The organism is Corynebacterium nasorum (genome assembly GCF_030229765.1).
Classification (GTDB): domain Bacteria; phylum Actinomycetota; class Actinomycetes; order Mycobacteriales; family Mycobacteriaceae; genus Corynebacterium; species Corynebacterium kefirresidentii.
The window spans coordinates 249,599-261,772 of record NZ_JASPGY010000004.1 but is presented as its reverse complement, the minus strand read 5'-3'; the positions used below and the strand labels follow the sequence as shown (position 1 = coordinate 261,772).

At 58.2% G+C, this 12,174-nt stretch carries 10 protein-coding genes; all 10 read right to left on the bottom strand.

The window, feature by feature from the left end; genetic code table 11:
- Window positions 1–227: 227 nt before the first annotated feature.
- On the bottom strand, window positions 228–674 hold the full coding sequence (locus QP904_RS06180) for a hypothetical protein (protein ID WP_284835730.1): 447 nt from the start codon (window positions 672–674) through the stop codon (window positions 228–230).
- A 526-nt stretch (window positions 675–1,200) separates the two neighbouring features.
- Window positions 1,201–2,337 (bottom strand): hypothetical protein, encoded by a 1,137-nt coding sequence (locus QP904_RS06175; protein WP_284835729.1) that lies wholly within the window; start codon window positions 2,335–2,337, stop codon window positions 1,201–1,203.
- A gap of 587 nt (window positions 2,338–2,924) precedes the next feature.
- Window positions 2,925–3,257: an HNH endonuclease gene (locus tag QP904_RS06170; RefSeq protein ID WP_284835728.1), complete on the bottom strand. Its 333-nt coding sequence runs from the start codon at window positions 3,255–3,257 to the stop codon at window positions 2,925–2,927.
- Between the two features lie 574 nt (window positions 3,258–3,831).
- Window positions 3,832–6,084 (bottom strand): bifunctional DNA primase/polymerase, encoded by a 2,253-nt coding sequence (locus QP904_RS06165; RefSeq protein ID WP_284835727.1) that lies wholly within the window; start codon window positions 6,082–6,084, stop codon window positions 3,832–3,834.
- A gap of 412 nt (window positions 6,085–6,496) precedes the next feature.
- On the bottom strand, window positions 6,497–6,667 hold the full coding sequence (locus QP904_RS06160; RefSeq protein WP_284835726.1) for a hypothetical protein: 171 nt from the start codon (window positions 6,665–6,667) through the stop codon (window positions 6,497–6,499).
- Window positions 6,668–6,669: 2 nt separating this feature from the next.
- Entirely contained in the window at window positions 6,670–6,882 is a 213-nt protein-coding gene (locus tag QP904_RS06155) for a hypothetical protein (protein ID WP_284835725.1), read from the bottom strand.
- 180 nt (window positions 6,883–7,062) lie between these two features.
- Window positions 7,063–7,374 (bottom strand): hypothetical protein, encoded by a 312-nt coding sequence (locus QP904_RS06150; RefSeq protein WP_284835724.1) that lies wholly within the window; start codon window positions 7,372–7,374, stop codon window positions 7,063–7,065.
- 2 nt (window positions 7,375–7,376) lie between these two features.
- The gene (locus QP904_RS06145) at window positions 7,377–8,852 is read right to left on the bottom strand and encodes a recombinase family protein (RefSeq protein WP_284835723.1); all 1,476 of its coding nucleotides are present in this window, start codon (window positions 8,850–8,852) and stop codon (window positions 7,377–7,379) included.
- Between the two features lie 10 nt (window positions 8,853–8,862).
- The gene (locus QP904_RS06140; protein ID WP_284835722.1) at window positions 8,863–9,828 is read right to left on the bottom strand and encodes an HNH endonuclease; all 966 of its coding nucleotides are present in this window, start codon (window positions 9,826–9,828) and stop codon (window positions 8,863–8,865) included.
- Window positions 9,829–9,976: 148 nt separating this feature from the next.
- Window positions 9,977–11,836 (bottom strand): DEAD/DEAH box helicase, encoded by a 1,860-nt coding sequence (locus QP904_RS06135; RefSeq protein WP_239208277.1) that lies wholly within the window; start codon window positions 11,834–11,836, stop codon window positions 9,977–9,979.
- Window positions 11,837–12,174: the final 338 nt, after the last annotated feature.

Sequence of the window (12,174 nt, the reverse complement as noted above, 5' to 3'; positions counted from 1 at the left end):
CACGAAACAGGACGCCCAGCCCTCTACGACAACGCTATCGACACCGACTACACCCACTCAATCGGCATTCAAAAAGGCCAAATCTAACCCCCGCGACACGCCGAGCCAGACACACATTTTGACCCTTAACCCAAGACATAGAACACCGCCCTGGTGCTCGTACGGTAAGCACCGGGGCGGTGAGGCCTTGACACTATAGTTGGCTAACCAACTACGCCCTTATTTTATCAGTAATCAAAGCCGGGCAGGCCGCGCGTGCCGGTGACGTCGTAGTTCTCGTCTCGGTTATCCGCGGTCTTAATGCCCTCTACGCCGCTGCCCCCGCGTGCGATACGGGCACCGATAGCGTCAAGGTCGGCCTCTTGCCCCGCCTCGTCGAGGTAGTGAGCACCGGGGCCGGGGCGTGACTCATTTAGCCGCCATGGCCGAGACTCCCCTTCATCGGCGGGGTCGTCCTGTTGGTAGCTTACAACCTCCCCGTGGGTGGGGTTGTAGACGCGGTGGCCGAGGGCGTCCAATTCGTCATTGTGACCATAGACACGGCCGCCTAGTTGTGCCGATTCTGTTTCGTCACAGCGGTCATAAATACGGGCGCCTAGTTGTCCTGTCTCGGTGTTGGTGCTGCGCCCATAGACGCGGGCGCCAATCTCGGTTAGTTCATCTCTGTATGCCATTAGCTGTGTTTCCTTTCTCTTTCTTGCCCGGCGTTGATGTATTGGGCACAGACCCGCCTGCCAATTTCAGCCCGGTAAGCCTTTCGCTGTGCAATGAAGATGTCAAAGTCACGTTCATGCCGGGCGAAAAAATGGCCGGGGTGTCCACTCAAGTTGTCTATATAGCGCTTGGTAAGACCGCCATAGCTTCGCCCCGGTTTGAGTGCCTTCAACACGTCTGCCACTTCAACTCGGGAGGGCATGTCAGGGGCCTCTGCAACCCGGCGGGATAGTTCACGGCACCCTACAACCTCTCGAGGCCCAATATGACTACGGGCCGCGGCTGCCACACGTGCCATATATTGCCTGTGCTGTTTTATGCGCGATTGCTTAACGTGGGCGTTCTTTCCCTCTTTATCCCACGCCGCTAGGGCCTTAGCGTCCTCGTCGTCTACGGGCAGCCCCATAGCTTTGTGAGCTAAGGCCCTCTGCCATGAGCCATGCGGGTGGCACGGCCATACGTTCTGGTCGAGGCCGTCCATGGCATTTAGTTCTCGTAGGGGTCGTCTACCGCGTCAAGGTCATAGTCGTCGACCTCGGCGTCCTTGTACTCAAACACCGTCGGGTTGTATTCCTTGAGCGCCGCTAGTGATTCCTCGGGGGTGGACATGCCAAAGCGCTCATACGGCTCGTGCCAGCCTTTTCCACGGTAGCGGTCGCCAACAGTGCGCTCGCGGTAGTCCAGCCACGCGTTAACTGCCCTAATAGCGTCAATGCGGTGTTCAAGCTCGGGCAGGTCGTCGCCAAGCGGGTCGGCCAGCGGCGCGATATGTCCAAGCCCCTTGCACACCGCCTCAATATCTCCCATGCCAAGCGCCCTTAGTGCACACGTTTGGGCGTCGAACATTAGGGCAGCGTAGCGCGCCACCCGGTTGCTAGTCATTTCTTCCAAGCGGTTGAACACGTCACGCTCGGGGTTAGGCGTATCGCTTACATCATGGAAAGCCATGGCGCGGGCTAGTGGAATGTGTGCCCCGTGGTTGTCCACTAAATTCCATGCCCGCACCGCCCGGCGGTAGGCCGTGATAGTGGCCTCGGGCGTGGTGGCCGGGTCAATCAACTCAAGAATTGAGTCCATGCGGTTGCCGCGGCGGGCACGGTCGAGGGCGTTGTCGTCTAGCGCTTCCAAGGCCTCGGTGTATTCCGTTGCCAGATTGTCGAACCATGCACGCACGTCAGGCTTGCACGATTCAATTAGCGCCTCGGTGGAATAGTCAGGCTTGTCATATTTTGCAATAAGTCCATTCAAGACGTGCTGGCGCGCTGTAGCTAGGCGGCGGGCCTCGGGGGTTGAGGCTGCCTTTTGTTCCCACCGCAGGCCCCACTCGTCCTTAAACTGCACAGGCACGGTGGTGTTTTCGGCAGGGGTTGGGGAAAGAATAAGCTCGTCTAGGTCTTTGAAACTTGCCCTGTTGAGCTTCACCCACTTGGCGGCCGCGGCCTGTAGCTTGTCGTCGCTTGCCTTATTGGCGTAGTGGTCGTCAAAGTCAGCCATGCGGGCGGAAATTTTTTCGTCCGCTCGTGCCATGGCCTCGGCGGCGGCCGGGCGGGCGCCGGTCATGCTTAGCGCGGCCGAGACAGCGGCAACGCGATTAGAAAAATGTGCAATTGGCTCTGTAGCCATAGCTCAATGTCCTTTACTCAAGTTGATGGATAGTGACAGTGAGTCCTATGGGGAAAGTGACGGGAGGCCGTGCAAGCACAATGTGGTTTGGGATTAGGGGCGTGCCCCTTGCCTTTTATTGTGAGCCGTATTAGCGGCGTTGGCAAGAATTAGAAAAGGTACTATTCATGCTGGAAATGGGTACCTTTTCGGCATTGTCCAAGGTTAAATAACATGGCTGTGTTTATGTCGCTGGCACGACCGGGGGTAGCAAACGGGGGTATTTCACAGCCACGCCGCCAAGATTGCCACCGCGAGGGGAGGTACTACGCGGCCGGGCGCGGCGGTGGCCTTTTCACAGACGTCTGTGAAATTGCAGGTCATGCCGGTCTATAACCTCATGCACGTGCATGAAATTGCAGGTCATGCCGGTATTTTCGACTATCCTTTCGTACACGGGTCACGGCGCGCGCTTTGGCCAAACGGGGCTGTGTGCCTCTCTCGCGCCCTGTAGGGCCGTAGCCGGGTAAGTTGTACCGCCGAGGCGTGAAAGGCCGTCCATGGCCGCGTGAGGCGTTGATTTTGGGCTGCTCGGCCCTCGGCGTGGTCTACCAGTCCAACAAAGTAGGTGGATTAGGCCCGCGGCGGGAACGCCGCCCATCGCCGCGAGCGGAGTTGCACGAGCGGTGCGCGGGTTTTACCTCTCCCATGAGGTCACCGCCTTGGCTAAGGGGTACAAGGTGGTCGAGGGTGAACGCCCGGCCGTGCGTTGGCGGCAAGTTCATGTCGATAGCGCCACCGCACAACCAGCACACGGCCAAAGCGGGGTCGCGCTCAAGTTTGCGCCGCCATGAGGTGACTTTCTTGCGCCATGAGTGGGAAAAGGCATAGGGCGCATTGGTCTTATCGCGCTTTTTGCGGGGTACTTGAGGGCTAGTCACGGCTGTTGTTCCTTTCGCGTTGGCGCTCTACGGCCATTTTATGCACGTTTTATGCACCGCATGCGGGGTTTAGCCTGTGCCGGTTCCGAGCGTTTGGGTTACGCGGTACAAAAGTCTGTATACCGGGAGGATAGTGAGGCCGAGGCGGAGGGGAGTCACCCCCACCCCGGCAAGGGGCCGGAGACTAGGCCAATGGAAATTATACGCGATATTTCCAATTATTCATTTCCATCTTTCATTGGTGTTGCTCACTACGCGCGGCCGCGGCGTGAACCATGTCTACACAGCCGGTTCAAACCCCTTTATTTTTCCCTTTGATTTCACATCGGTTTGGGTGTCCTTGGTGTGTGTCTCTCCCCTAAAGGAGAGAGACACACGGACACAAGCGCATCATTTTTGTTTATAGACACGCACCCAGACACACATCACGAGGGCTCATTTATATTGCTTGAGCTGCGTTAATGGTGTCTTTTTCTTGTGCCCCGGTGCATGTCTGTATGTAGCAAAATCTTGTGTCCCAGACACAACACCCGAAATTACATCGGGACACAAGATATAGGTATTATTTTTACCGCTATTCAAGGGCCTCTATGGCGTCCTTTTCAGCGTCCAATTTGATGTGCTCAACCAAGGCTCGGGCGGGTGCGGATATGTCAGCGCCGGGGGCGCATACCCAAGCACGGCTACCGCGTTTCTTTCGGGTGATAAGGCCTTTATCCTTGGCCCGTTTAAAGGCTGTGGTAAACCTCTTCGCGCCGCCCGTGGTACGCGGTGATATATCTTTCCACAGCTTCTTAAGGTGCTCCTCTGTCAACCCGTCGCCGTCGTCGTAGGTGGTGACAATGGCATACACAATCTCGTGCAGGCTTGGGCGCTTTTCGTCACCGAGGCCAGATAGATAAAGGTCTACACGGCTAACAGCACCGTCGGTAGCTGTGGCTTGCTTGGCGCGCTTGGTGTCCTCATGTGGCGGGTCTACAGTCACCGAGAGACCGCCGCCTGTACCGTCCACGGTCACTGTTGCCACGCGCGCTTGGCGGTGCTGGTTGGGGGCCTCTGCGAACTTTCGCACGCCGCCGCCCTTATCCTTGCCAATGTAGACCTCGAGGGTTCCCACCTTGCCTTGGGCAGGCGGGGTGAGCACGTCCACGGTGTAGGCGGCGCCGGTAAGTTGGCCCATCTTCTGGTTTGAGCCCACTGCGAAACGCCCGCCGGTGCCATTTTTGACCACGTGGTCTACCACGACGACGGCCGCGCCGGTGGACGTGGCTAGATAGTTGACCACTTTGCCAAACCACTGAACGACGTCGTCGCCGTCATTTGAGTTCAGCCCGGCGTCCGATAGCGCCGTGGTTACGCCGTCAATTACAACGAGGCCATATGACTGCCCGGCCATGTAATCCAGCCCCTCGGGCTCTACGCACTTGCCGCCCGCGGGCTCGGGGTTCCAATAGTCAAGCATGGCTAGGGTCGCGTCGTCTGGTGTTCCCATCGCTCGCAAACGGCCGATAACGCTAAGGGCGGTGTCCTCATAGTCAAGGTAAAGCACGCGCTGCCCGGCGGTAATGAGCTCGGCGGCTAGTGCCTGCATGAGTAGAGACTTGCCAGACTCACTTTCGCCATGCACGCTGTGCGAGCGGCCGGGGTAAAGCAGCTTCTCGCCGTCGGTGCGCGTCCACAAGGTTGGTGTGGGCGGGGTGTAATCGTCGGCCAAAATGACGCTTAGGTCTACTTTGCCGCGCGGCTGCGTGGCCTCTCGGCTAGTGCCGCTGCCTCGCAATTCAGCGGCGCTTAGCGCCTGCCCGCCGGTGGAATAGTCAAGCCCTAAAGCCTCAAACGCGGCCGAGGTGTCGCCGTCGTGGTGCATATAGGTCACGTAGTCGAACTTGCTAACCCTCTTGCCCTTGTCCTCTATGACGTCCATGAGCTCTTGGGGTGGGTTATCCGTCCATACGGCAAGTGCACCGCCGTTGTTGGATAGCTCACACTGTCCGGTGTGTGCCGTTGCCGATTTGGGGTTAGCGTGAGTTCCCGGTGCTGTATAGATGTCACACCCACAGCTGTCGCTGTCGCCGGTGTTAATCCAGTCGTCGGGGATTAGTAGCTGTTCCCACTCTGTTTCTTGCGCCCAATGGTCAATGCTGGTTACCGGCGTGCTGTTGGGCTCTCGCGTGGTCTTGGTCTCGGGCTTGTCTATCCGGCGTGCAGCCTCAATGACGGCACTGCCTTGCACGCTGCTATAGACGGCGCCCTGCACTACGTAAGCAGGCTGGTTAGGGTCGGCCACGTCGGTGCGCACGCTGCCCGGTAATACAACGTAGCGGTCGCCGGTCATTACAGTGGCGGTGCCTGCTTTGGACTCTTTGAGCTCCCCAGCATTCTCGGCGTCAATCCACCAATGGCCGCCGCCATGGTGCACCTTGGCGGTGCCCGGGGTGGCTACGGTAGCCCGCGGCATAGAGGTGGCGTGCTCTTGCTGCCAGTCCTGCCAATCCTCAACCTCGGCCGGGGTATCGGCGTCCACAACCACAATCCCACTGGCACCGAGGTTCATTCCCAGATTGCAGCCGGTGGAATACATGGCGTCAAAGGTAGCCGGGTCGGTCGTAGCCCCGTGCACGCCGTTGGGTGTCGCTGGTAGCTTTTCCCCGGCCTTTAGAGGCAGCACCGCTACGCCCTCGGCCTGTAGCGCGTGCACGTAGTCCAGCACCAAGTCACGGCCGTCTAAATCTACGCGCGCGGCGCTGCTAAGAATGTCCGTTAACCGTTCTGCCCGGCTCAAACCATGCTGTTCGGACTGTGTGGACTCAAGATTATGGGTTACCATAGTAACCGTCACTTTCTTTGTTGTTGGTGGTGGCATGGTGACCCTCGCTGTGAGTCCTTTCGGCGGGGGTCTTTTCCATGCGCGATTTCTTGCCGTGGTACCAAGGCAGGACAAGGCCTACTTTCACCCACTTTTGATTAGAGGGGGCAGGCTTGGGCCGCTGCCTTAGATTGTCGGGGAGTACTTCGCCTTTTGGTTCACCGCGGTTGCCAAGGCGGCGGCGTAGTTGGCGGCGCTCTTCGAGGGTTTGCGGGCGGTCAGTCCAGAACGTTATGTGTGGCGGCGGTTCGGGCACCGTGTAATAGATTCTCGGAGGGGTGGCAATGGTGAATAAGTCTCCCAATACCCACCCTGCGCCGGTTTGCTCCCATACGCCCACGACGGTGCCGGGGTGCAGACATATTGGTTCCACCTAGACCACCGCCTTATTGGCCCGGTAGATGGAGGTCAAGCGGTCTAGGCGCTCGGGGCTTAAGGCAGGCGCGCGGCGGGCCTCGTGGGCGGCCTTGAGAGTGTCCATCGTGGCGAAAGAAAGACGGATATATTCGGCGCGCTGCGTAGGCGTCATTGCGGGTGCGGTCACGGCTATGCACCCGCCTTAGACAAAATGGCGGCTACATCGTCAATGTGAGCTTGGGTGAGGGCAGGTGCCTCGGCCATGATTTTGCGGGCGTACTCACTGATTCGGCACGCGGCTAGGTCTTGTTCCAGCTCGGTGGTGTCAGTGTCTGGGTGCCAGCGCTTTTGCGCGATAAGACGCCCTGTCAGGCGTTGAACGGGTGATTTTGTGGGGGCCATTTTCGGCATACCTTTCACACCTCTCTCGGGAGAGAGGTTATAAGGCCACCGTTTAGGCAGGGTATGGAGGCTCCCCGCGGCTTAGTGTGGTGAATACCGTTTACCTAGCATTGACGCTGGTAAAGGCTCGTTTGGTAACCACGCCGATAAAGTTGTGTCGCTATTATAACTTGTAGTCGATTATAACTCAACCGAGGGGGTGCCCCCATTAAGATAATCGCCCCACCACTGAACGAGCTGTGCAAACTTCACCGTATGCACGCGGCGACACTTGGTACATTCCAAGGTGTAGACGTTCTCCCCTACAGGCTCATTGGGCTGGTGCCCGTGGTCGGTCACCACAGCGTTACGCACCTGCCGGTCAAAAGCCGGTGCCATGTAGCGATTAGCGTGGGCAGATTGCTTTAGCCATATGAGGTTGGAGACCGGCCGGGGCGCCCCTTGTGGCGTTGGGCGGCACTTGCATTTAATTTTCAGTACGCGAGAGGCCATGGTTACACCTTCCAATCTACGGTGACGTATTCAGGGTTGAACTTGTATTGCACCGGCGGCGTGCCCTCTATGGTGATGGTCATTAGCGCTCGGATAAGTTCGCGCTTTAGCTCAAGCGTGGCTGTTACCCACCATGCTCGAACATCGGCAACCCCGGCCACCTCGGAGAGGACACCGCCCGCGCCTGCCAGCTCTACAAGCTCGGCGTCGATAGCCTCAAGCTGGTCTGTTAACGCTTTGTTCATACGGCCGAACTGGTCCATGCTTACGTTTCCTAGCGTGGCCTGTTGCTCGAGGTCTGCCATGCGGCCTCGCACCATATCGCGTGTGGTGGTCAACTCTGCCCGGCGATCTGTATCCACACCGGCGGCAAGCTCGCCCACAATGTCACTTGCCGATAAACGGGCAAGGACGAGGTTAGTAATGTAGTTTTCCAGCGGCTCGGCAATGCGCGTTGGGTGGCCGCCGCCGCGGCCCTTGCAGTAGTACACGCGCTTGGGCGCTGTCTCGGTCTTTTTCTTGTACCACTTGTTTCGGCAATACATGGGCGCGCCACAATGTCCACACAGCGCAATGCCACTAAGCAGGTGCCGCGGCGCGCTGCCTACGAGGTTGGTCTTTCGTGCCGGGTTGGTCAGGTGTGCCCACAGCGCCTGCCATACCTCGGGGTCGAGCACCGGCTCCCAATTGCCGCGGCCGATAATTCCGAGCTTCTCCCACGCGCTCAACTTCTCCCATTCCGCGGGGCTGTAGTCCTTTTTCTTAAGCTCGTAATGAGTGAAACCGCCGGTCGTGGGAGACAACATAGATTTACGTATGTTCTGTGCGGTAGGCCGGTTGCCGAGAGTGGTGGTAACGCCCTTTTCCTCCCACTCACGGGCAATGCGGTTCAGGGACTCGCCTGCCAAAATACGGGTTGCCGCGTCTCGTACAAGCGGCGCCTCGGTCGGGTGAGGCTCGCCGCTGTGGGTATATCCGAACAGGCGGATCGGCTTGGTGGGATAGTCCCCACGGCGGCGGTGTTGTGCCTTGGCCGCGGCTACGCGGGCGGATTTAATCGCACTTTCCCACTGGCTCACACCCGACAGCATGGTGCTAATAAGGTCAGCGTTGGGGTCGTCTAGGGCCTGCTCGCCGCCATTGACATAGATAAGGCGGCAGTGGGTGTTTTTGAGGGTGGCCTTGAATAGTCCGTATTCGCTTACGTTGCGGCTAATGCGGTCGGGGGCGAACGATAGCACCGCGCCAATCTTTCGGGCCTTGACGTCGGCTACGAGGTCAATAAAGCCGGGGCGCGTCTTTCCCGAGTAAGCAGAAATGGAGTTATCGGAATATACGCGGGATACCTCAAGGCCGTGCTCGGCGGCTAATTTACGGCACATTTCTTCTTGGCGCTCAACACCGGCGCCGTCATGCTTGTCTAGGGAAATGCGCACGTAGATACCGGCAGGCAGCGTCGTAGTGGTCTTTTGGGTCATGCATATAGGTTTACACCAATTCACTAACCATCTTGGCCGCCGCCGTAGGCCCTCCTTCGGCAAAGTCGTGTCGATGGTCCATCTGGGAAGCCATTGCTGGCCGCGTGCAGCCGGGCCATCGGCAGGTTCCGTCGAGTCCTTCCACAAAGGCACGGATATGGGGCGGAGTTACGTAGTTTCCACTTTCGTCCTGTGCTGCCTTTTCCATATCGCGGACGGTTGTCGCCCGCGTTTGCATTTCGTCGGCAACCTCTGGCGAGACCCAACCCAAACTTTGAACGAAGGCTGGCGCATCAGGAAGATCGCAGCGGTACATATTGAGCACCACCTTCGCCTTGGCTTCAGCCTTGCCGGTGAGCAGAGCAACTGCCGCTTGGGCCAAGGAAATGTCCTTCTCCGTAGCCACGCTGCGGATATTTCGGTCAATGATTTCGGCGGTTTCTAGGCCCACGTCGAGACAAACTGCAGCCCACTCCCCTCCCGTGGGCTCGAGGTTATAAGACTCCTTACGGCGTGGATCGCGTGCGGCGATAGTGGGATCGAGGCGGACAATAAGCTCCCGCAACTTACGCCGCAGGTTGCGATGGGAGGGCAATTTTTGGTTGGGGCGCTTGGGGGTGAGGTAGGTGGTTAATTCGGCGTCGATAAGCAGCCGTTTATCGGCGTCAATCTCCCCTAGCTTGGAAAGTGTCTGGTCGATAGTAATTAAGCGGTCTAAATCTAGGTGATAGAGCTCTTCCTGCCGCGCTTGAAGGTGTGGTAGCTCCTTTAAGCGCTCAAAGGCGAAGATAATATTTCTAATTCGAGACTGCCGCGTACCAGTAAGGTCCGACAACGATTGGCTGATGATTTCGATATCCTCATCCGGATCTGGATGCAGGCGCCTCCATAACAAGTATTCGGCCTTGCGTATGGTTGTAGCTGCTCGTGAGGTTGAATTTTGTGAATTGGTATTGGCAAAGTAGGGCGCATTCATAGACTTCCCCCGCAGAAGTTTCCCTAGAACATGTTTGCGCTTTTAGTATATAAAATCGCTCCGACACGCTACCCCCGTTTATAGTAAAACTGCTGGTCACAGCGCATGAAAAAATGGGCCTCCGAAGAGGCCCATTGAGTCGAAAAATTTAGTCGCGCCAGCGTCCACCGCGCTTGCGTCCACCGCCGTGATCACGGCGTGGTGGTCGGCCGGTGTCCTTTTGAATATTGATGAGCTGGCCGGAAATGCGCGTATCTTTTAGGCGCTTGAGCACAGCTGGATCCAAATTCTTCGGCAGGTCCACCAAGGTGTGGCCTACCGCGATGGTGATGCGGCCAAAGTCCTTGGCGGACAAGCCACCCTCATTGGCGATGGCACCCACGATGGCTCCCGGGCGCACATTTTGCCGCTTGCCGACGTCCAATCGGTACGTCTCAAAGTCACCATCCGGCCGCTTTGGCCCACGGCCCTTGCCGCCACCCTTGAAGTCGCGGTCGCGCTTGCGATCGTCACGACGGTCGCGCTTTGGCTTCGGAAGCGGTTTGTCTTCCATCAGGAAGTTCTTGCCGCCTTGCAGCATAACGGCGAGGGCTGCAGCAATATCGTCCATGGCCGCGTTGTTCTCCTCGGAGTACTTGCGTACCAAAGAGCGGAAAAAGTCCGCCTGCTTATTGTCCATGGAGTTGGTAATGGACTGCGCGAACTTTTCCTTGCGCTTTTCATTGACCTCATCGACGGAAGGCAAATCCATTTCTTCCAAGCGGGCATTGGTTACGCGCTCAATGGAACGCAGCATGCGTCGCTCGCGCGGAGTGACGAACAGGATGGCTTCGCCAGAGCGCCCCGCGCGGCCGGTGCGGCCGATGCGGTGCACGTAGGACTCGGTGTCGTTAGGAATATCGAAGTTAACCACGTGGGTGATGCGGTCGACGTCGAGGCCACGAGCGGCAACATCGGTAGCCACGAGGATGTCCAGACGGCCATCCTTGAGCTGATCGACGGTACGCTCGCGCTGCGCCTGCGCAATATCACCGTTGATGGCTGCGGCGCTAAAACCGCGGTCCCGCAGGGTCTGGGCTACCTCTTCGGTCTCGTGCTTCGTGCGGCAAAAGACGATGATGGCATCATAATTAATGACCTCAAGGATGCGGGTGAAGGCATCCATCTTCGCGCGATGCGGGATGAGGAGGAAGCGCTGCGTAATGTTGTCATTGGTGCGGCGCTCGGACTTCACCGTGACCTCGGCAGGGTTGTCGAGGTAGCGCTTAGACAGGCGACGGATAGCGTTCGGCATGGTGGCCGAGAAAAGCGCCACCTGCTTGCGGTCCGGGGTATCCTCCAAGATGCGCTCAACGTCTTCCTGGAAGCCCATGTTCAGCATCTCATCGGCCTCATCAAGGACAAGGAACTGCAGCTGAGACAGGTCCAGCGAGCCCTTCTCCAAGTGGTCGATGACGCGGCCTGGGGTACCCACGATGACCTGCGCACCGCGACGCAGCCCGGACAGCTGAATGCCGTAGGCCTGGCCGCCGTAGATAGGCAGTACCTCGACGCCCTTGAGAGATTCGGCGAAGGACTGGAAGGAGTCTGCCACCTGCAGGGCCAGCTCACGGGTTGGCGCGAGCACAAGTGCCTGCGGGTGACGGGCCTTGGCATCAATTTGCGACAGAACCGGCAGCGCGAAGGCCGCGGTTTTGCCGGTACCGGTCTGGGCAAGGCCGACTACGTCGCGGCCTTCCATCAAGATCGGGATGGTTTCTTCTTGAATGGGGGACGGCTTGGTAAAGCCTACTTTCGCAACGGCTTCCAGAATCTTCTCTGGCAGGCCAAGATGCGCGAACCCCTGGGAATTGTCGTTGGCCGAGTCTTGAGACTCAGCGCCGGTGTCCTCAGAAGTATTCGCAGCCCTGGTGTCCTTGGTGACACCTTGCGAGTTGTCCTGAGATTCCGACTTTTTAAAATCTTCCGGCTCGTTGACGCCGCCGGTGGCGTTATCGGTAATGCTCATTGCTTCACCAACCCTACGCGATTGTGGCTATAAACTCCATTGCGCAGCTCCTAGATTTTCCTAGCCCAGATTTCCTGCCCTGTTCGAAGCAGTTCGAAAACACCGAAGTGTGGTATCGGGGCGGTCTTCTACTGTGCAGCCTATGAGTCATCCACGCCCACGATTCCTTGACGACCAAGCACGTATCCGTGCCAAGCTAAGTTCTTATCCAGGGTTCAGCACGGAACTGGACCCGCCGGTAGACCTTTATCTGTCCTCGCTGTCTACGGGCCTGATCTATCCCACTAGGCGCAGCCCTCGGCCACAGAGCGGAGGGTATGTACACATTACAGACCGGC

Excerpts from the sequence above, each read along its gene's own strand:
- QP904_RS06180 (WP_284835730.1), bottom strand. The coding sequence starts at position 674 with ATGGCATACAGAGATGAACTAACCGAGATTGGCGCCCGCGTCTATGGG.
- QP904_RS06175 (WP_284835729.1), bottom strand. The coding sequence starts at position 2,337 with ATGGCTACAGAGCCAATTGCACATTTTTCTAATCGCGTTGCCGCTGTC.
- QP904_RS06165 (WP_284835727.1), bottom strand. The coding sequence starts at position 6,084 with ATGGTAACCCATAATCTTGAGTCCACACAGTCCGAACAGCATGGTTTG.
- QP904_RS06155 (WP_284835725.1), bottom strand. The coding sequence starts at position 6,882 with ATGGCCCCCACAAAATCACCCGTTCAACGCCTGACAGGGCGTCTTATC.
- QP904_RS06150 (WP_284835724.1), bottom strand. The coding sequence starts at position 7,374 with ATGGCCTCTCGCGTACTGAAAATTAAATGCAAGTGCCGCCCAACGCCA.
- QP904_RS06145 (WP_284835723.1), bottom strand. The coding sequence starts at position 8,852 with ATGACCCAAAAGACCACTACGACGCTGCCTGCCGGTATCTACGTGCGC.
- QP904_RS06140 (WP_284835722.1), bottom strand. The coding sequence starts at position 9,828 with ATGAATGCGCCCTACTTTGCCAATACCAATTCACAAAATTCAACCTCA.
- QP904_RS06135 (WP_239208277.1), bottom strand. The coding sequence starts at position 11,836 with ATGAGCATTACCGATAACGCCACCGGCGGCGTCAACGAGCCGGAAGAT.